Origin of the sequence: Citrobacter sp. H12-3-2 (genome assembly GCF_009649895.1) — a bacterium.
Lineage (GTDB): Bacteria > Pseudomonadota > Gammaproteobacteria > Enterobacterales > Enterobacteriaceae > Citrobacter > Citrobacter portucalensis.
Map to the genome: position 1 here is coordinate 583,965 of NZ_CP045837.1, position 19,990 is coordinate 603,954.

16 protein-coding genes are annotated in these 19,990 nt (G+C 49.9%); 12 read left to right on the forward strand and 4 right to left on the reverse strand.

The features are described 5' to 3' along the window. Positions 1-357 precede the first annotated feature (357 nt). From GHC22_RS02860 to GHC22_RS02910, 11 genes are all read left to right on the forward strand, one after another. On the forward strand, positions 358-1,932 hold the full coding sequence (locus tag GHC22_RS02860) for a flagellin (protein ID WP_153752164.1): 1,575 nt from the start codon (positions 358-360) through the stop codon (positions 1,930-1,932). 83 nt (positions 1,933-2,015) lie between these two features. Further along, positions 2,016-2,540: a phase 1 flagellin transcriptional repressor gene (locus GHC22_RS02865; RefSeq protein ID WP_153752166.1), complete on the forward strand. Its 525-nt coding sequence runs from the start codon at positions 2,016-2,018 to the stop codon at positions 2,538-2,540. Positions 2,541-3,663: 1,123 nt separating this feature from the next. Further along, entirely contained in the window at positions 3,664-4,602 is a 939-nt protein-coding gene (gene tdcA / locus GHC22_RS02870) for a transcriptional regulator TdcA (protein ID WP_003828596.1), read from the forward strand. A 98-nt stretch (positions 4,603-4,700) separates the two neighbouring features. Continuing rightward, a complete protein-coding gene (tdcB, locus tag GHC22_RS02875; protein ID WP_003828594.1) occupies positions 4,701-5,690 on the forward strand; it encodes a bifunctional threonine ammonia-lyase/L-serine ammonia-lyase TdcB in 990 nt (329 codons plus the stop codon). 22 nt (positions 5,691-5,712) lie between these two features. Further along, positions 5,713-7,044 (forward strand): threonine/serine transporter TdcC, encoded by a 1,332-nt coding sequence (gene tdcC, locus GHC22_RS02880; RefSeq protein ID WP_057067551.1) that lies wholly within the window; start codon positions 5,713-5,715, stop codon positions 7,042-7,044. A gap of 31 nt (positions 7,045-7,075) precedes the next feature. Continuing rightward, on the forward strand, positions 7,076-8,284 hold the full coding sequence (gene tdcD, locus GHC22_RS02885) for a propionate kinase (protein ID WP_153752168.1): 1,209 nt from the start codon (positions 7,076-7,078) through the stop codon (positions 8,282-8,284). Positions 8,285-8,312: 28 nt separating this feature from the next. Further along, a complete protein-coding gene (pflB, locus tag GHC22_RS02890; protein ID WP_043017750.1) occupies positions 8,313-10,607 on the forward strand; it encodes a formate C-acetyltransferase in 2,295 nt (764 codons plus the stop codon). Positions 10,608-10,620: 13 nt separating this feature from the next. Further along, positions 10,621-11,016 (forward strand): enamine/imine deaminase, encoded by a 396-nt coding sequence (locus tag GHC22_RS02895; protein WP_003828585.1) that lies wholly within the window; start codon positions 10,621-10,623, stop codon positions 11,014-11,016. A gap of 87 nt (positions 11,017-11,103) precedes the next feature. Continuing rightward, on the forward strand, positions 11,104-12,468 hold the full coding sequence (gene tdcG, locus GHC22_RS02900) for an L-serine ammonia-lyase (RefSeq protein WP_008785882.1): 1,365 nt from the start codon (positions 11,104-11,106) through the stop codon (positions 12,466-12,468). Positions 12,469-13,039: 571 nt separating this feature from the next. Beyond that, positions 13,040-14,371: an amino acid permease gene (locus GHC22_RS02905; protein WP_020996346.1), complete on the forward strand. Its 1,332-nt coding sequence runs from the start codon at positions 13,040-13,042 to the stop codon at positions 14,369-14,371. Between the two features lie 24 nt (positions 14,372-14,395). Further along, positions 14,396-15,706 carry a serine dehydratase subunit alpha family protein gene (locus GHC22_RS02910; RefSeq protein ID WP_153752170.1) on the forward strand — a complete coding sequence of 437 codons (1,311 nt, stop codon included), beginning with the start codon at positions 14,396-14,398 and terminating at the stop codon, positions 15,704-15,706. Between the two features lie 54 nt (positions 15,707-15,760). Here GHC22_RS02910 and GHC22_RS02915 read toward each other — a convergent pair whose 3' ends face one another. Together GHC22_RS02915 and GHC22_RS02920 are read right to left on the reverse strand one after the other, a co-directional pair. Then, positions 15,761-15,910 (reverse strand): hypothetical protein, encoded by a 150-nt coding sequence (locus GHC22_RS02915; protein ID WP_003828578.1) that lies wholly within the window; start codon positions 15,908-15,910, stop codon positions 15,761-15,763. 26 nt (positions 15,911-15,936) lie between these two features. Beyond that, a complete protein-coding gene (locus GHC22_RS02920; protein ID WP_060683154.1) occupies positions 15,937-16,638 on the reverse strand; it encodes a pirin family protein in 702 nt (233 codons plus the stop codon). 104 nt (positions 16,639-16,742) lie between these two features. Between GHC22_RS02920 and yhaJ the strand changes: the two genes are divergently transcribed. Continuing rightward, the gene (gene yhaJ, locus GHC22_RS02925; RefSeq protein WP_003024855.1) at positions 16,743-17,639 is read left to right on the forward strand and encodes a DNA-binding transcriptional regulator YhaJ; all 897 of its coding nucleotides are present in this window, start codon (positions 16,743-16,745) and stop codon (positions 17,637-17,639) included. A 108-nt stretch (positions 17,640-17,747) separates the two neighbouring features. Here the strand turns inward: yhaJ and GHC22_RS02930 are convergent, their stop codons facing one another. Both GHC22_RS02930 and yqjG read right to left on the reverse strand, forming a co-directional pair. Continuing rightward, on the reverse strand, positions 17,748-18,113 hold the full coding sequence (locus GHC22_RS02930; RefSeq protein WP_008785879.1) for a DUF805 domain-containing protein: 366 nt from the start codon (positions 18,111-18,113) through the stop codon (positions 17,748-17,750). Between the two features lie 864 nt (positions 18,114-18,977). After that, positions 18,978-19,964 (reverse strand): glutathionyl-hydroquinone reductase YqjG, encoded by a 987-nt coding sequence (yqjG, locus tag GHC22_RS02935; RefSeq protein ID WP_008785878.1) that lies wholly within the window; start codon positions 19,962-19,964, stop codon positions 18,978-18,980. Positions 19,965-19,990 lie beyond the last annotated feature (26 nt).

Consider the following 19,990-nt stretch of genomic DNA (forward strand, 5'->3'; position numbering starts at 1 on the left):
CCAATTTAAGGTAGGGTTTACTGGTGTCATAAAACGTTCGATTGTTGATACTACTCTGATCACCTCCATCGGTGATACCCGTGTGATATTTGCCAAACATCGGGAGCAACTTTTACGAGCGGAGAGAACCTGCTAGGCAGATCTGACAACCTTTTGAAGGTGTTTTGTAGGGTGAACAGCTGCGACAAGGGATGCTGAAAAACATACATGATTGGGGTTAATAGTTGTTCATTTTCTAAAAACAAAGGAAAAACATAAGGTTGTCTCATATAAAAAAAATATAAAGTTTAATCCTGAGCTGTCGATAACTTGAGTAACGCACGAAGGTCCAGCGTAATAAACCAAAAGGAAAATGTTATGGCACAAGTTATCAATACCAACAGCCTGTCGCTGTTGACCCAAAATAACCTGAACAAATCTCAGTCAACTCTGAGCTCTGCTATTGAGCGTCTGTCTTCTGGTCTGCGTATCAACAGCGCTAAAGACGATGCCGCTGGTCAGGCTATTGCTAACCGTTTCAGCTCAAACATCAGAGGCCTGACTCAGGCTTCCCGTAACGCCAACGATGGTATCTCCATTGCACAAACTACAGAAGGTTCCCTGTCTGAAATTAATAATAACCTTCAACGTGTGCGTGAACTCTCAGTTCAGGCTAGCAATGGTACCAACTCTGATTCTGATTTGGAGTCAATTCAAGCGGAAATCAAACAGCGCTTAGACGAAATCGATCGTGTTTCCGGTCAGACCCAGTTCAACGGGGTAAAAGTGTTAGCTTCTGAGCAGACTTTGAAAATTCAGATTGGTGCAAATGATGGTGAAACCATCGATATTAATCTGAAAGAAATCACTTCCAAAACGTTGGGCTTGGATAAATTGGATTTGACGAATCAAGTAAGCAGCAAGGGATTAGATCCTGTGGGGTCGAACATAAAAGATGCAGTATTACCTCAAACGGTACCCGCTACTAAGTTGGCTCTAAAATTCCCAACAGCTACTGCTAACCCAGTAACTAAAGTGCTTAATGATGGTTCACTTGCAGTTCAAGTAGGAAGCGATTACTATTCTGCATCATATGACTCAGCGACAAATACCATCGCGTTCGATTCTAGTAAAGCGGCAATTGTAACCCCAGTTGACGGCAACCAAGATTCTTATGTTGACGCTAATGGTGATATCATTTCGCAGGCTAAGCTTGCAGGTGCTACGCTTAAAGACGGGAACACTACCCCAGCGCCATCGTTTGAAGTCTATCGTAAAGATGATACTGGTGCTTATTTAGTTAAAGTCGGGTCAGATACTTATTCAGGTGCATCAATTGATCTGGCTAACGGTACGGTGACACTTGGTGCTAAAGATGCCACTGCGGTGGCTACTACGGGTTACACTAAGGCAAGCACTAACAATGTCCTTGATGTCCCAGGGAAAACAACTGTAGGTCAAGCTGCAATTGCAGTTGATATGACAGATGTCAATAGCGCACTTAAAGGCAAAAACGAATTGTTGTCGCGCGATGTGAAAGACGACGCAGGGAAAACTACTACTCAGTATTTCATTAAAAATACTGGAGATGATGGAAAGGTATCCTATTATAATGCTACAGCTGATTTGGATGCAGCTTCACCGACCGCTGGTAAAGTTTCAGTGGGGAGCAAAGCGATGGTTGATCCGCTGAGTGCAATTGATGATGCTTTAGCTCAGGTTGATTCTCTTCGTTCTGGTCTGGGTGCGGTGCAGAACCGTTTCGATTCTACCATCACCAACCTGGGCAACACCGTTAACAACCTGTCTTCTGCTCGTAGCCGTATCGAAGATGCTGACTATGCGACTGAAGTATCCAACATGTCCAAAGCGCAGATCTTGCAACAGGCGGGCACATCCGTTCTTGCCCAAGCCAATCAGGTTACTCAGAACGTTCTGTCTCTGCTGCGTTAATACATTAAGTTTTATCAAGCCCCGGCTCCACGGGGCTTTTTTGTTTAGAATACACTTCTGTTTCGTTATAAGGTAGTGTAGACATGAATGATATATCCTATGGCAGGGAGGCCGAAAAATGGCCCCGCGATTATTCTATGCTTGCTCGTAGGGTGCAGTTTCTGCGTTTCCATGATCGCCCTATTAAGCTTGTCAGTTGCAATGGTCAATCAATAATTGGTTATATTTCAAAGTTTAACCAGAAAGAAAATGTGATCTTAGCATCTGATCATGCTAAAGGTAGCAATCGGGTTGAGGTAAGATTGGAGTCTCTTGCATCCCTTGAAGAGTTACCCATCAATGTTAATCTAGTTGCAGAAATTATCACCTCTGATTTGTTCAATATTCAGCAATGTGAACCCACAAAGAAGGATTTTTTTTCCATTTGCAATAAGTGCTTCAAGCAACGTATAGGCATAAAAGTCCATATGCTGGATGGGCGGATTGTAATCGGAGAAACCACAGGGGTAAACGCTTGTCAGGTTGGGCTGACGAAACCCAATGGCAATCACATGCAAATCATGTTCGATTGGGTGAGCAGGATAACATCTTCAGATTATGTCGAGTAAATTGCGAATAGCATGTTCTTGCTGATGTGATAAGTCCAATCTAATCACTATCGGAGTGATACAAGATGAGATACAATTTGTGATACAAGATAACCCCCGGCCCTGTATGTGCCTGACGTATGGATGAAATCTCCTGACTTATCGGTCAGCTTCACTCTTTATAAAACCCCGCTTCGGCGGGGTTTTTGCTTTCTGGGTAAGCCAGATGAATGACTGTCCACGACGCTATGCTCAAAAGAACGCGGCTTATCGGCCAGCTTCACTCTTTATAAAACCCCGCTTCGGCGGGGTTTTTGCTTTCTGGGCAGGTTGCCATGCCTGATGGCGCTGCGCTTATCAGGCCTACTGGGGGAGAGACTGGTTTTGTAGGCCGGATAAGGTGTTTACACCGCCATCCGGCAGAGGTTTTACAGCGAGCATTGAGATTGGTTTTCGAGGATGCAGGCGCTTATTTCCTTCTTATCTAATTTTTATATCCCTATTATTTATGCACCGAATTTCTTTTATCTGAGGGGAATGTGTCGGTGGATATTTCTAATTTTGTGACGACCAACACAAAACGCTGTGCGATACGTTTTTCTCGAGAATAATCGAACGCAATCGATCGCCATCACAAAATTACTTGCTAATAAATCGCACAAAATCAGTGTTAATATAATGTTGCATATGATAATTGTTTGTATTTTTTAGATTGAATTTTAATGAATGCAATGTTTCTTTACAAACAAATGTGGCGAAAAAATGTGATGCATAACGTTATTTAATCGCCATAATCATTAAAATATAATTAAATTTGATAAGTTGTTTATTAAATTTAAGCACCATCTTGCCTGATAATTGTTCTGTAATTGATTGAAATATAGCCTTTCATGGTTTTAAAAAATAGTGGAAAAAATGGGGGTGTTATAGCCATAAAAAATCGTTATCCCCCCATCTTTTTTTGACTAAAGTCAGGATAAAGTGAGATCGGTAATTCATATCTATATGATTATTAAGTGATTTAAATTTTAACGATAGTCTTACAAAATGTAAGTCAAGGGGATTTGTGAGGGGTAGCACATATCCTTGTTCGCTTAATTTGGTACACTTCCTGCCGTCAACAAAGTAATTAACGCAGGTCGATATGAATACTATTACACTCCCTAAAACACAGCACTTAGTGGTCTTTCAGGAAGTCATTAGAAGCGGTTCTATCGGCTCAGCTGCAAAAGAATTAGGTTTAACTCAACCCGCTGTCAGTAAAATCATCAATGATGTAGAGGCTTATTTCGGTATTGAGTTAGTTGTACGTAAAAATACTGGTGTGACATTGACTCAGGCAGGTCAGGTAATGCTCTCATGGTCTGAATCTATTACCCGTGAAATGAAAAACATGGTTGATGAGATGAACAGCATGACGAGCAACGCGGTCGTTGATGTGTCGTTTGGCTTTCCTTCACTGATTGCTTTCACCATCATGTCCGGCATGATTAAAAAATTCAAAGAAGTGTTCCCGAAGGCGCAGGTTTCTATGTATGAAGCTCAGCTCTCCTCCTTCTTACCGGCAATCCGTGACGGACGTCTGGATTTCGCCATCGGTACGCTGAGTGATGAGATGAAACTGCACGATCTGCATGTTGAACCGCTCTTTGAGTCAGACTTTATCCTGGTTGCCAGCAAGTCCCGAACATGCACCGGCATCACCTCGCTGAGCGCGTTGAAAAACGAACAGTGGGTGTTGCCACAAACGAATATGGGGTACTACAGCGAACTTCTTACCACGTTACAGAATAATGGCATCAGCAGTGAAAACATCGTTAAAACAGACTCTGTCGTTACGATTTATAATCTTGTTCTCAATGCTGATTTCTTAACAGTAATTCCCTGCGATATGACCACACCGTTTGGCTCAAACCAGTTTATTACTATCCCGGTAGAAGAAACCTTACCCGTCGCGCGTTATGCCGCCGTGTGGTCGAAAAATTATCGAATTAAAAAAGCAGCATCTATTTTGGTGGAATTAGCCAAAGAGTATTCATCATATAATTGTCGGAGACGAAGGCAATTAATTGAAATTGATTAAAGATTGAATTTGTTTTAACACGAAATAAACGCCATTTGTCTATATCTGACAATGGTTACGGCTATCTATTTACTTTAATACCCAGGTAAGAGGTTCTAATGCACATTACATACGATCTCCCAGTTGCAATTGAAGATATCCTCGAAGCGAAAAAAAGACTTGCGGGGAAAATTTATAAAACGGGAATGCCTCGCTCTAACTATTTTAGTGAACGTTGCAAAGGGGAAATTTTCCTCAAGTTTGAAAACATGCAGCGTACCGGTTCATTTAAAATCCGTGGTGCTTTTAACAAGCTCAGTTCATTAACCGAAGCTGAAAGATGTAAGGGCGTGGTTGCTTGCTCTGCAGGTAACCATGCGCAAGGTGTTTCTCTCTCCTGCGCTATGCTCGGAATCGACGGCAAAGTGGTGATGCCGAAAGGCGCACCGAAGTCTAAAGTAGCGGCAACCTGCGATTATTCCGCAGAAGTTGTACTGCACGGCGACAACTTCAACGACACCATCGCTAAGGTTAGCGAGATTGTGGAAACTGAAGGCCGCATCTTTATTCCACCCTATGATGACCCGAAAGTTATTGCTGGTCAGGGCACTATTGGTCTGGAAATTCTGGAAGACTTGTACGATGTCGATAACGTGATTGTGCCAATTGGCGGTGGTGGACTGATTGCTGGTATTGCGGTGGCAATTAAATCTATTAACCCGACCATTAAAATTATTGGCGTACAGTCTGAAAACGTTCACGGCATGGCGGCTTCTTTCCACGCTGGAGAAATAACCACGCACCGAACGACCGGCACCCTGGCGGATGGTTGTGACGTTTCCCGCCCGGGTACTTTAACGTATGAAATTGTTCGTGAATTGGTGGATGACATTGTCCTGGTCAGCGAAGATGAAATTCGCAACAGCATGGTGGCATTAATTCAGCGAAATAAAGTTGTGACTGAAGGTGCCGGCGCGCTGGCATGCGCAGCATTATTAAGCGGGAAATTAGATAGCTATATCCAGAACAGAAAAACAGTCAGCATTATTTCTGGCGGTAATATCGACCTTTCTCGTGTATCTCAAATTACTGGTTTAGTTGACGCTTAATATACTTCGTTGAGGATAGGATATGAGTACTACTGATAGCATTGTATCCAGCCAGACAAAACAGTCGTCCTGGCGCAAATCGGACACCACCTGGACACTGGGTTTATTTGGTACAGCCATCGGCGCTGGGGTGCTGTTCTTCCCTATCCGCGCAGGTTTTGGCGGACTGATCCCCATTCTGATCATGCTGGTGTTAGCATACCCCATCGCTTTCTATTGCCACCGTGCGCTGGCACGCCTGTGTCTTTCCGGTTCTAACCCTTCCGGTAACATCACAGAAACGGTTGAAGAGCACTTTGGTAAAACGGGCGGCGTGGTTATCACGTTCCTCTACTTCTTTGCGATTTGTCCGCTGCTGTGGATTTATGGCGTCACCATTACCAACACCTTTATGACCTTCTGGGAAAACCAGCTGCAGATGCCAGCGTTAAACCGTGGCTTCGTGGCACTGTTCCTGCTGCTGTTGATGGCATTCGTCATCTGGTTTGGTAAAGATCTGATGGTTAAAGTGATGAGCTACCTGGTATGGCCGTTCATTGCCAGCCTGGTGCTTATTTCTCTGTCCCTGATCCCTTACTGGAACTCTGCGGTTATCGATCAGGTTGATCTCAGCAATATCGCCCTGACTGGCCATGACGGCATCCTGGTTACCGTATGGCTGGGTATTTCCATCATGGTGTTCTCTTTCAACTTCTCGCCAATCGTTTCTTCCTTCGTCGTCTCTAAACGCGAAGAGTATGAGAAAGATTACGGTCGCGAATTCACCGAGCAGAAATGTTCTAAAATCATCTCCCGCGCCAGTATGCTGATGGTTGCGGTAGTAATGTTCTTCGCCTTTAGCTGCCTGTTCACGCTCTCTCCGGCAAACATGGCGGATGCGAAAGCGCAAAACATTCCTGTGCTGTCTTACCTGGCAAACCACTTCGCTTCACTGTCCGGTACGAAGTCCACCTTCGCAACTGTTCTGGAGTACGGTGCTTCAATCATCGCCCTGGTTGCTATCTTCAAATCTTTCTTCGGCCACTATCTGGGCACGCTGGAAGGTCTGAACGGTCTGGTGCTGAAGTTTGGTTATAAAGGCGATAAAACGAAAGTTTCTGCCGGCAAACTTAATACCATCAGCATGATCTTCATCATGGGATCCACCTGGGTTGTGGCTTACGCCAACCCGAACATCCTGGACCTGATTGAAGCAATGGGCGCGCCGATTATTGCCTCTCTGCTCTGCCTGCTGCCGATGTATGCCATCCGTAAAGCGCCATCACTGGCGAAATACCGTGGCCGTCTGGATAACGTGTTTGTTACCGTGATTGGTCTGCTGACCATCCTGAACATCGTCTACAAACTGTTTTAATCCTTAAGCTCAGGATGAGCGGAGTAGTGAAATGAATGAGTTTCCGGTAGTACTGGTTATTAACTGTGGTTCGTCTTCCATTAAATTCTCAGTGCTGGATGCAGCAAACTGTGAAGTTTTAATGGCGGGGATCGCAGACGGTATTAACTCTGAAAATGCGTTCATAGCAATTAATGGGGGAGAGCCAGCTAAGCTGGCTCACCACAGCTACGAAGACGCATTAAAAGCAATTGCCGTTGAACTGGAGAAACGTAATTTAATGGACAGTGTGGCCTTAATTGGCCACCGCATTGCCCACGGCGGAAATATCTTTACCGAATCAGCAATTATTACTGACGAAGTTATCGATAATATTCGTCGGGTATCGCCGCTAGCTCCGTTACATAATTATGCGAACCTGAGTGGGATCGAATCTGCTCAGCACCTTTTCCCAGGCGTGCAGCAGGTGGCGGTATTTGATACCAGCTTCCACCAGACGATGGCTCCTGAAGCCTATCTGTACGGTTTACCGTGGAAATATTATGAGGAGTTGGGCGTTCGTCGTTATGGCTTCCACGGCACGTCGCACCGCTATGTTTCTCAACGGGCGCATGAGCTTCTTGACCTGCAGAGTGGTGACTCCGGTCTGGTTGTGGCGCACCTTGGGAACGGCGCGTCAATCTGTGCGGTACGTAATGGACAGAGCGTTGATACCTCAATGGGCATGACGCCGCTGGAAGGGCTGATGATGGGCACACGCAGCGGCGACGTCGATTTCGGCGCGATGGCGTGGATTGCCAGCGAAACCAACCAGACGCTGAGCGACCTTGAGCGCGTAGTGAATAAAGAGTCCGGTTTACTGGGTATTTCCGGTCTGTCCTCTGACTTACGTACGTTAGAAAAAGCCTGGCACGAAGGACATGAGCGTGCGCAGCTGGCGATTAAAACGTTTGTGCATCGTATTGCACGCCATATCGCCGGACATGCCGCATCGCTGCATCGTCTTGATGGGATTATTTTCACCGGCGGAATTGGTGAGAACTCGGTATTAATTCGTCGTCTGGTTATTGAACATCTCGCCGTTTTAGGGGTGAATATCGACAGCGAAATGAATAGCCTGCCAAATTCCCATGGCGAAAGAATTATCTCTAATAAAGATGCTCGTGTTATTTGTGCGGTTATTCCCACAAATGAAGAGAAAATGATTGCGCGTGATGCCATTGCCTTAGGCAAAATTAATACACCAGTAGAATTTGCATAATTAAATTTCAGCAGAGAGATTATTTTTCATGAAGGTAAATATCGATACCAGCGATATGCTGTATGCCGAAGCCTGGAATGGCTTTAAAGGTACGGACTGGAAAGAAGAAATTAATGTCCGTGATTTTATTCAGCACAACTATACGCCTTATGAAGGGGATGAATCTTTCCTCGCCGAAGCAACGCCTGCGACCACTGCATTGTGGGAAAAAGTCATGGCGGGCATCCGTATTGAAAACTCGACGCACGCGCCGGTTGATTTCGATACCAATATTGCTACCACGATAACCGCGCATGATGCGGGTTATATTGAACAAGAACTGGAAAAAATCGTCGGTCTGCAAACGGATAAGCCGCTCAAGCGTGCTCTGCATCCGTTTGGCGGCATCAACATGATCAAAAGCTCTTTTGATGCTTATGGTCGTGAGATGGATGCTGATTTTGAATACCAGTTTACTGAACTGCGTAAAACCCATAACCAGGGCGTATTCGATGCCTACTCTCCGGATATGCTGCGCTGCCGTAAATCCGGCGTGCTGACCGGTCTGCCGGATGGTTACGGTCGTGGTCGTATCATCGGTGATTACCGCCGCGTCGCGCTGTACGGTATCCGCTATCTGGTGCGTGAGCGTGAACTGCAGTTTGCCGATCTCCAGTCGAACCTGGAGTGGGGCCAGAATCTTGAAGCCACGATTCGTCTGCGCGAAGAGCTGTCTGAACACCGTCGCGCCCTGCTGCAAATGCAGGAAATGGCGGCGAAATACGGCTGCGATATTTCCCGTCCGGCGCGTAATGCGCAGGAAGCGGTGCAGTGGGTGTACTTTGCTTACCTGGCTGCGGTGAAATCTCAGAACGGTGGTGCTATGTCGCTGGGCCGTACCGCATCGTTCCTCGACATCTACATTGAGCGCGATTTCAAAGCGGGAATTTTAAACGAGCAGCAGGCGCAGGAGCTGATCGACCACTTCATTATGAAGATCCGTATGGTGCGCTTCCTGCGTACGCCGGAATTCGACACCCTGTTCTCAGGCGACCCAATCTGGGCGACCGAAGTTATCGGCGGTATGGGACTGGATGGCCGCACGCTGGTGACCAAAAACTCGTTCCGCTACCTGCATACGCTACACACCATGGGCCCGGCACCTGAGCCGAACCTGACGGTGCTGTGGTCTGAGCAGCTACCGATAGCCTTCAAAAAGTACGCCGCCCAGGTGTCTATCATCACTTCGTCTTTGCAGTATGAAAACGACGATCTGATGCGTGCCGACTTTGACAGCGATGACTATGCCATTGCCTGCTGCGTCAGCCCGATGGTTATCGGCAAGCAAATGCAGTTCTTCGGGGCGCGTGCCAACCTCGCCAAAACGTTGCTGTATGCAATCAACGGCGGCGTGGATGAGAAGCTGAAAATCCAGGTCGGGCCGAAAACGGCACCGCTGATGGATGACGTGTTGGACTACGACACGGTGATGGAGAGCCTGGACCACTTTATGGACTGGCTGGCCGTGCAGTACATCAGCGCGTTGAACATCATCCACTACATGCACGACAAGTACAGCTACGAAGCTTCGCTGATGGCGCTGCACGATCGTGATGTCTATCGCACGATGGCCTGTGGTATGGCGGGTCTGTCCGTGGCGGCGGATTCTCTGTCGGCTATCAAATACGCTCGCGTGAAACCGATTCGTGATGAAAATGGTCTGGCAGTTGATTTCGAAATCGAAGGCGACTATCCGCAATACGGTAACAACGACGAGCGCGTAGACAGCATTGCCTGCGACTTGGTTGAACGCTTTATGAAGAAAATTAAGGTGTTGCCAACCTACCGTAACGCGGTGCCGACGCAGTCCATTCTGACCATTACCTCCAACGTGGTGTACGGACAGAAAACCGGTAATACGCCGGACGGACGTCGCGCAGGTACGCCGTTTGCGCCAGGGGCGAACCCGATGCACGGCCGCGATCGTAAAGGTGCGGTGGCGTCGTTAACCTCGGTTGCCAAACTGCCGTTCACCTATGCCAAAGACGGTATCTCGTACACCTTCTCCATTGTGCCGGCAGCGCTGGGCAAAGAGGATGGAGTGCGTAAAACCAACCTGGTCGGTCTGCTGGACGGTTACTTCCACCATGAAGCACATGTGGAAGGCGGGCAGCATCTAAACGTTAACGTTATGAACCGTGAAATGTTGATGGATGCCATTGAGCACCCGGAAAACTATCCGAACCTGACGATCCGCGTGTCTGGTTATGCGGTGCGCTTCAACGCGCTGACCCGCGAACAGCAGCAGGATGTTATTTCACGTACTTTCACCCAGGCGCTCTGACGCCGGAGGGACTATGAGAAAAGTAATTGCAACCGAATGTGCGCCAGGGGCGATTGGGCCTTACGTACAGGGTGTGGATCTGGGCAGCATGGTGTTGACGTCAGGTCAAATCCCGGTGTGTCCACAGACCGGTGAAGTGGCTGAAAACGTGGCCGATCAGGCGCGTCAAAGCCTGGAAAACGTGAAAGCGATCGTCGAGTCCGCAGGTTTGAAAGTGAGCGATATCGTGAAGACGACCGTTTTCGTTTCTGACCTGAACGACTTCGCCACCATTAATCAGGTGTACCAGCAGTTCTTTGATGAGCATAAGGCAATCTACCCCACGCGCAGTTGCGTGCAGGTCGCCCGCTTACCAAAGGATGTGAAACTGGAGATTGAAGCCATCGCCGTACGTGGCGACACGCTGTAATCCCTTGCGGGGCGATCTCAGGATCGCCCCGATCCTTAATGAGTGTGAAACCTGGTCTTCACTGAACGGCAATCCGAGGGTGTGGATATGATTAGCGCATTCGATATTTTTAAGATTGGCATTGGACCTTCCAGCTCCCATACCGTGGGGCCAATGAACGCAGGTAAAAGCTTTATCGATCTGTTGGTCAGCAGCGGGGAACTCCCCAAGGCTACGCATATTGTGGTCGATCTTTATGGATCGCTTTCCCTGACCGGAAAAGGTCATGCGACAGATGTCGCCATCATGATGGGACTGGCCGGTAACAGTCCGCAAAACGTTAATATAGACTCTATCGCTGGTTTTACTCAGGAAGTGGCCCGTACCGGACGTTTACCGGTTGCAGAGGGCACGCATATTGTCGATTTCTCCCCAGACAAAAATATCCTCTTTCACGCCGAAACGCTGCCGCGCCATGAAAATGGCATGCGTATCACCGCATGGAACGGCACCGAGACGCTATTAAGCAAAACCTATTACTCCGTCGGCGGTGGTTTTATCGTTGAAGAGGAGCAATTTGGTCAGGCGCATGATGTTGAAGCACACGTGCCCTACAATTTTCATTCCGCCAGCGAACTGCTGAAACTGTGCGAGCGCAACGGGCTATCCGTTTCCGGTCTGATGATGCAGAACGAACTGGCGATGCGTAGCAAAGAAGAAATCGATGCTGGTTTTGCCGCCATCTGGGACGTCATGCACGCCGGCATTGAGCGTGGCATGAACACCGAAGGCGTCCTGCCGGGTCCATTGAACGTCCCGCGCCGCGCCGTGGCATTACGCCGGTTGCTGGTTTCCAGCGATAACCTGTCCAGCGACCCGATGAACGTTATTGACTGGATCAACATGTTCGCGCTGGCCGTGAGCGAAGAAAACGCCGCCGGATGCCGGGTTGTGACGGCACCGACCAACGGCGCATGTGGAATTATCCCTGCCGTATTGGCCTATTACGACAAGTTCCGCCGTCCGGTGAATGCAAACTCCATTGCCCGTTACTTGCTGGCCGCGGGGGCGATAGGGGCGCTGTATAAGATGAACGCCTCTATTTCTGGTGCCGAAGTCGGCTGTCAGGGTGAAATTGGCGTAGCCTGTTCAATGGCGGCAGCCGGGCTGACCGAGTTGCTCGGCGGTAGCCCGTCGCAGGTTTGTATTGCGGCAGAAATCGCCATGGAGCATAACCTGGGGCTGACCTGCGATCCGGTTGCTGGACAGGTGCAAATACCTTGCATTGAACGTAATGCGATCAACGCGGTAAAAGCCGTCAACGCCGCACGCATGGCGCTACGTCGCACATCTGAGCCACGCGTTTCGCTCGATAAAGTGATCGAGACCATGTATGAAACGGGCAAAGATATGAACGACAAATACCGCGAAACGTCACGCGGTGGTCTGGCGATTAAAGTGGTTTGTACCTGAGATGAAAGGGTGCGTTTGTAGGCCGGATAAGGCGTAAGCACCGCCGCCTCCCTTGCATCCCAGGCTCCCGGCGGGAAAATCGTCGCTGCGCGAGCTATTCGTCTTATTCCGTCTGCCTGTCGGGTCGGGGCCGAGCCTGCATCCATGCAGGCCGTCCCCTCTGCCCGCATCCCTGCGGGCAGTCCCGGTCAGCCGTCAACGCCTCATCGATTTTCAGCCGGACCGGGGTCATCGCTTCAACCCTCTGACTTCCAGTTAAATCTGTTTTGCTGTTTTAACAAAAAACGCAGAAGGTGAGGTGTTAACTGATGAGCATTAGCACTTTGGCGCACATTTTTTTGTTGTGATCTGCTTCAAAAATAGAATTTAAATCCTAAATGTGTATATAAAAGAGAAAATATTTCTTAACTTTTAGAAACTACAGGGGTTTGTTTGTGAAGTTTTTCTCTGATCCTGCGCGTATGATTTCTTCATTACTCCAATAGCTCACCTGCACCTAAGTACTGCGTATCGCATTGATGCAGTACGAAAAAAATATAAAAACCTCTACCTACACATTGAGCGGGAAATTATGGAAACGGCAACGAATAGTAGCGTAATACTCGACGCATCTGCTCCGGCACGTCGGGCGGGAATGACCGAAAGCGAATGGCGTGAAGCCATTAAGTTCGACAGCACGGACACCGGCTGGGTCATTATGAGTATCGGTATGGCAATTGGCGCGGGGATTGTTTTTCTTCCTGTCCAGGTAGGATTGATGGGGCTGTGGGTGTTCTTGCTCTCCTCTATCATCGGCTACCCAGCCATGTACCTGTTCCAGCGTCTGTTTATCAACACGCTGGCTGAGTCCCCAGAGTGTAAAGACTACCCGAGCGTGATCAGCGGCTATCTGGGTAAGAACTGGGGCATCCTGTTAGGTGCGTTGTATTTTGTGATGCTGGTTATCTGGATGTTCGTTTATTCCACCGCCATCACCAATGACAGTGCCTCCTATCTGCACACGTTTGGTGTGACGGAAGGTTTACTGTCCGACAGCCCGTTCTATGGCCTGGTACTGATTTGCATCCTGGTGGCTATCTCGTCACGCGGGGAACAAATGCTGTTTAAAATCTCCACCGGCATGGTAATGACCAAGCTGCTGGTTGTGGCAGCGCTTGGCGTGTCGATGGTAGGGATGTGGCATCTGCATAACGCGGGTTCACTGCCGCCGATGGCGCTGCTGATCAAAAATGCGATCATCACTCTGCCGTTTACGCTGACCTCGATTCTGTTTATTCAGACCTTAAGCCCGATGGTTATCTCATACCGTTCACGCAACAAATCCATCGAAGTAGCGCGCCATAAAGCCCTGCGTGCTATGAACATCGCGTTTGGTATTCTGTTTGTTACCGTCTTTTTCTACGCCGTTTCCTTCACGTTGGCGATGGGCCACGACGAAGCGGTTAAAGCTTATGAGCAGAACATTTCCGCTCTGGCGATTGCCGCGCAATTTATCAATGGTGCGGGTGCTGGCTGGGTGAAAATCGTCAGCGTTATTCTGAACATTTTCGCCGTTATGACCGCTTTCTTCGGTGTCTACTTAGGTTTCCGTGAAGCGACTCAAGGGATCGTGATGAACATTCTGCGCCGCTATATGCCGGCTGAGAAAATCAACGAAACCTTTGTTCAGCGCGGCATTATGATTTTTGCCATCCTGCTGGCCTGGAGCGCAATTGTGCTCAACGCGCCGGTGCTGAGCTTCACCTCTATTTGTAGCCCTATCTTCGGCATGGTGGGTTGTCTGATCCCGGCCTGGCTAGTCTACAAAGTTCCTGCACTGCACAAATACAAAGGCGCTTCCCTGTATCTGATTATTTTCACGGGCCTGCTGTTGTGCGTTTCTCCGTTCCTGGCATTTTCCTGAGATATTTGAGCAAAGGTTGTTGTTATGTTTGAGACTACATTGAATCCATTATGGGATAGTTTTATCCGCGCGGTGCAGGAAGAAGTTAAGCCTGCGTTGGGCTGTACAGAACCTATCTCTCTGGCTCTGGCTGCGGCGGTTGCATCCTCTGAGCTGGACGGCGCGGTTGAACGCATTGACGCGTGGGTCTCACCGAACCTGATGAAAAACGGCATGGGCGTTACCGTGCCGGGTACCGGAATGGTCGGGTTACCTGTCGCGGCGGCGCTGGGTGCGCTGGGGGGAAATGCCCGTGCCGGTTTAGAGGTACTGAAAGATGCGTCACCACAAGCGATCGTCGATGCGAAAGCGATGCTGAGCGCTGGCAAGGTTGCGGTGATGCTGCAGGAGCCTTGCGAGGACATCCTCTTTTCCCGCGCGAAGGTTTACAGCGCTGAAGGATGGGCGTGCGTGACGATTGTGGGCGGTCATACCAACATTGTGCACATCGAGACCAATAAGGGCGTAGTGTTCACCACAGAACAGAATGCTCAGGAAGAGGAACAGGAGTCGCCGCTGGCGGTACTGTCTCACACCTCGCTGGAAGAGATTCTGGCGTTCGTGAACGCGGTACCGTTTGAGTCAATCCGCTTCATTCTCGATGCGGCAAAACTGAACGGTGCGCTGTCTCAGGAAGGGCTGCGCGGTAACTGGGGTTTGCACATCGGAACCACGCTTGAGAAGCAGTGTGCGCGTGGCCTGCTGGCGAACGATCTCTCTACCTCTATTCTGATCCGCACCAGTGCGGCATCGGATGCGCGAATGGGCGGGGCGACGCTGCCGGCCATGAGCAACTCCGGCTCCGGTAATCAGGGCATTACCGCGACTGTTCCGGTGATGGTGGTGGCCGAGCACTTTGGCGCGGATGAGGAGAAAATGGCACGTGCGCTAATGTTGTCTCATCTTAGCGCTATCTACATCCATCATCAGCTTCCGCGTTTGTCTGCACTGTGTGCGGCAACTACGGCGGCGATGGGGGCAGCTGCGGGGATGGCATGGATCGTAGATGGTCGCTACAACACCATCGCGATGGCGATCAGCAGCATGATTGGTGACGTGAGCGGAATGATATGCGATGGCGCTTCAAACAGCTGCGCGATGAAAGTCTCAACCAGTGCTTCCGCGGCGTGGAAAGCGGTACTAATGGCGCTGGATGATACTGCTGTAACCGGCAACGAAGGGATTGTGGCGCATAACGTGGAACAATCTATCGCTAACCTGTGCGCGCTGGCGTGTCGTTCGATGCAGGAAACCGACAAGCAGATTATTGAGATCATGGTCAGTAAGGCACATTAATCTGTAGGCCGGGTAAGCCGTTGGCGCCACCCGGCATAAGTCTAAGCCGCCTGTTCAGGCGGCTTCTTCGTCTTCCAGCCGTAGTTCGGCATCGGCCACAATCGCTTCCAGCTCTGTCAGCATTTCTTCATAGCCGAAGGTAACTGTTTCCTGTTTTTTCGGCTCAACCTGAGGCTGGCGTTTTTTTGATGATTTCTTGCTCAATAGTCGTACTCCATTGTTTTCCCTGACTATACGGGCAAATCTATCAGCAAAGCGCGCAGCGGGGTATCGGCGACTAACGTTATGTTAGTTTCGTCACGAATAAATGCCCCATCGCCACAGGTGAGTGCTTCTTTTTCGGCGCCAGACGTCACCGCATGGAATCTGCCGTGAATCGACTGTAAGTAAGCCCGCGGCCCATGTAACTGAAAACTCAACGATTCACCTTGCTGCAGCTCAACGTGGTGCACCCATACCTGTTGGCGCAGATGCAGGCTGCCTTGTTCACCGTCCGGCGAGGCCAGCAGCTGATGCTTACCGGTGCTCAGCGTGGCTTTCTGTACACAGGCGTTTTCACGCTGTGGGCAGGCGTCCAGCCAGAGCTGCATCCGGGTTAACGGTTTGTCTTTGCTGATATTGTGTTCGCTATAGCTAATCCCGGGCTGTGTCGCGAGCAGCAAAACTTCACCTGCTTTGGCCTTGATATGGTTGCCTTCGCTGTCTCGGTACTCCGCTTCCCCTTCGAGGATCAGATTGACGATATCCACCTTCGGATAGGTCCGTGGCTGGAAAGAGGCTCCCGGTGCCAGAACTTCCTGGTTCAGAACACGCAGCGAGGCATAACCCAGCAGTTTAGGATCAAAATAGTGTCCAAAGGAGAAGGTATAACGGGCCTGCAGCCAGCCGTAGTCTGCTTGCCCGCATTGTTTGGCTGTACGGGTAGTAATCATAGTTCTTGACCTCTCTTTACTTCCTTTTATGTTAAATGGCTAGACGCTGCATTGTTAGCCAGATATTCTGCCCGGTATGTTCAAATTTCCTGAATGAGAACGAGATGGCCAAAGAAAGGGCTTTAACGCTTGAAGCGTTACGCGTCATGGACGCAATAGACAGACGCGGTAGTTTTGCTGCTGCGGCAGACGAACTGGGACGCGTTCCTTCCGCACTTAGCTATACCATGCAGAAGCTGGAGGAAGAGCTGGACGTGGTGCTGTTTGACCGCTCAGGCCACCGCACAAAATTTACTAACGTTGGGCGTATGTTGCTGGAGCGCGGGCGCGTACTGCTGGAAGCTGCGGATAAACTGACTACCGATGCCGAAGCATTGGCTCGCGGTTGGGAAACGCATCTGACTATCGTTACCGAAGCGCTGGTGCCGACGGCGGCGTTTTTCCCGCTGATCGACAGGCTTGCCGGGAAGGCCAATACCCAGCTTTCCGTTATTACCGAAGTTCTGGCCGGGGCGTGGGAGCGTCTTGAGCAGGGGCGGGCGGATATCGTGATTGCGCCGGATATGCATTTTCGCTCATCCTCAGAAATCAACTCGCGCAAGCTGTACTCGCTGATGAACGTCTATGTAGCGGCCCCGGATCATCCCATCCATCAGGAGCCGGAACCGTTATCGGAAGTCACCCGCGTTAAATACCGTGGGATCGCGGTGGCGGATACCGCCCGTGAACGTCCGGTGCTGACGGTTCAACTGCTGGATAAGCAGCCGCGTCTGACGGTGAGTACGATAGAAGATAAACGTCAGGCGCTGTTGGCAGGACTTGGCGTGGCGACGATGCCGTACCCACTGGTGGAAGAGGATATTGCGGCTGGTCGGCTGCGGGTCGTTAGTCCGGAATCGACAAGCGAGATAGATATTATTATGGCCTGGCGTCGTGACAGCATGGGCGAGGCGAAATCCTGGTGTCTGCGGGAAATCCCCAAGCTGTTTGCGGGTAAATAGCCTGACTGTTACGCCGGATGCGGTGCGAAGCACCTTATCCGGCCTGGATGACGGAGTATGTTGTAGGCCTGATAAGCGCAGCGCCATCAGGCATCTACATATGCTACGTCAGGATAACTGTTTGGGATCGGGCCCGAAGCGGTTGCTCCCCTGAGTCCCGTTTTGACAGTTGAAAATGATGATCACCAGCCAGCCTACGATCGGGATCAGCAGCACCAGTAGCCACCAGGCTGAACGATCGGTGTCATGTAAACGCCGGAACTGTACCGCCCACCACGGAATAAAGACCAGAACCCCGTAAATCGTCGTTAATATGCCTTCTCCACCGGCTCGCTCCCAGCCAAACATTCTGTCCAGAATACCCAGCACGAATGTGAAGATGATGTTGACCAGCACAAACATCCAGTATTCTTTACGACGCGCGCGGCCACCAAAACCAAAGTAATTCTTTAATACGTTTAAATACCAATCCATTTTTGCCTCGTTCTGCATTCAATTACTTGTTTTTAAAGTAATCAAATTAAGAATAGCTGTGAATGAAATGATGGTAAATATTTGCAGTGTTAATTATTTGGTCCTCTGATGGGTAATACTTATCAGTGAACGCCTCAGTTTCAGAAAGTATCAACCTGTGTTGGCGGGAGTAATGAATATGCACTCTCAGAGAAAGGGTTCCGTTCACCTTATGTTCATCGCTTCTCTTAAGCATTGGTTCATGTGAACGTGTAAAGGGCGTTCTCCGCCACGCCCTTTACAATCCCGGCTCCCGGCGGGAAAATTGCCACTTCGTGGTTCCCTCCGCTTTTTCCTTCAGGCTTTCGGGCCGGGCGCGATGTAACGTCCCTGTAAAGGGCGCCCTGAACCCGCATCCCTGCGGGTTCTCCCGGCCTTACGGAAACACGTCGGCAATTTTCAGCCGGACCAGCCACGCCTGACCACCGGTATTTTTATTTGAATATGTCTGAACAGCATAAGAGATTTAACTGAAAGTCCGAGAGTTGAAGCGATGACCCATGTCCGGCTGAAAATCGATGAGTCGTTGACGGCTGACCGGGTCTGCCCGCAGGGATGCGGGCAGAGGGGACGGCCTGCAAGGATGCAGGCTCGGCCCCGACCCGACAGGCAGACGGCATAAGACGAATGAATCGCGTAGCGACGATTTTCCCGCCGGGAGCCTGGGTTGCAAGGGAGGCGGCGGTGAGCCTCCCTTGCACGTTCACGGGTAACGGCGTTTCAGAGAAATGACACAGCTGAGGTGAACGGAACCCTGAGCAAAAATCACATGTTCGCCATACATGCTTAACTAATCGGCCTAACCCCAAAGTGGACCCGTGTATATCATGCGAAACGCTCGTCACGCCCATGAGGTTCGTTGAGGTCCTGCCACGGCCCAACAGAAATAATGCCGGTCGGGTTAATGGTTTTGTGGCTACGGAAGTAGTGATTGCGGATATGATCGAAATTGACGGTTTCCGCAATACCCGGCATCTGGTAGATATCACGCAGGAAACCGTACAGGTTCAGATAGTCGCTAATCCGGTGTTTGTCGCACTTGAAGTGGGTGACATACACGGGATCAAAGCGTACCAGCGTGGTCCACAGGCGAATGTCGGCCTCGGTTAGCTGGTCGCCGGTCAGGTAGCGATGTTGCCCAAGGATCTGCTCCAGTCGTGCCAGAGATTGAAAGACGTTATCCACGGCGTCGTCGTAGGCTTCCTGACTGGTGGCAAATCCGGCTTTATACACGCCGTTATTAACGTTGTCATAAATCCAGCCGTTCAGCTCGTCGATTTTGCTTTGCAGGGCAGGGGGATAGTAATCTCCGGCTTTCGCGCCCAGCGCATCAAACGCGGTGTTAAACATGCGGATGATTTCTGCAGATTCGTTGCTGACAATGGTGTGGTTCTTTTTATCCCACAGCACCGGAACGGTGACCCGACCGCTGTAGTGCGGATCGGCGTGTAAATAGAGCTGATAAAGAAATTCGTGTTGATACAGGGTATCGCCGGTTGCCGCCGGGAAGTTATCGTCAAAGGTCCAGCCGTTTTCCAGCATCAGCGGATGCACAACAGAAACGGAAATAAACGGTTCCAGCCCTTTGAGTTTGCGCAAAATCAGCGTGCGATGCGCCCACGGACAGGCCAGAGAAACGTACAGATGATAGCGGTCTTTTTCGGCAGCAAAGCCACCTTCACCGGTCGGGCCAGGCGCGCCATCCGCGGTGAGCCAGTTACGGAAAGCCGATGCAGAACGTTGAAATTTTCCACCGGTTGATTTGGTATCGTACCAGGTGTCATGCCAGACGCCGTCAATCAGTTGTCCCATGATTTTCGCCTCCTCAGATAGCAAAA

Coding starts and splice junctions, on each gene's coding strand:
- yqjG (WP_008785878.1), bottom strand. CDS start 19,964: ATGGGACAACTGATTGACGGCGTCTGGCATGACACCTGGTACGATACC.
- tdcD (WP_153752168.1), top strand. CDS start 7,076: ATGAATGAGTTTCCGGTAGTACTGGTTATTAACTGTGGTTCGTCTTCC.
- yhaJ (WP_003024855.1), top strand. CDS start 16,743: ATGGCCAAAGAAAGGGCTTTAACGCTTGAAGCGTTACGCGTCATGGAC.
- GHC22_RS02930 (WP_008785879.1), bottom strand. CDS start 18,113: ATGGATTGGTATTTAAACGTATTAAAGAATTACTTTGGTTTTGGTGGC.
- tdcG (WP_008785882.1), top strand. CDS start 11,104: ATGATTAGCGCATTCGATATTTTTAAGATTGGCATTGGACCTTCCAGC.
- GHC22_RS02910 (WP_153752170.1), top strand. CDS start 14,396: ATGTTTGAGACTACATTGAATCCATTATGGGATAGTTTTATCCGCGCG.
- GHC22_RS02920 (WP_060683154.1), bottom strand. CDS start 16,638: ATGATTACTACCCGTACAGCCAAACAATGCGGGCAAGCAGACTACGGC.
- pflB (WP_043017750.1), top strand. CDS start 8,313: ATGAAGGTAAATATCGATACCAGCGATATGCTGTATGCCGAAGCCTGG.
- tdcA (WP_003828596.1), top strand. CDS start 3,664: ATGAATACTATTACACTCCCTAAAACACAGCACTTAGTGGTCTTTCAG.
- GHC22_RS02865 (WP_153752166.1), top strand. CDS start 2,016: ATGAATGATATATCCTATGGCAGGGAGGCCGAAAAATGGCCCCGCGAT.
- tdcB (WP_003828594.1), top strand. CDS start 4,701: ATGCACATTACATACGATCTCCCAGTTGCAATTGAAGATATCCTCGAA.
- tdcC (WP_057067551.1), top strand. CDS start 5,713: ATGAGTACTACTGATAGCATTGTATCCAGCCAGACAAAACAGTCGTCC.
- GHC22_RS02860 (WP_153752164.1), top strand. CDS start 358: ATGGCACAAGTTATCAATACCAACAGCCTGTCGCTGTTGACCCAAAAT.
- GHC22_RS02905 (WP_020996346.1), top strand. CDS start 13,040: ATGGAAACGGCAACGAATAGTAGCGTAATACTCGACGCATCTGCTCCG.
- GHC22_RS02895 (WP_003828585.1), top strand. CDS start 10,621: ATGAGAAAAGTAATTGCAACCGAATGTGCGCCAGGGGCGATTGGGCCT.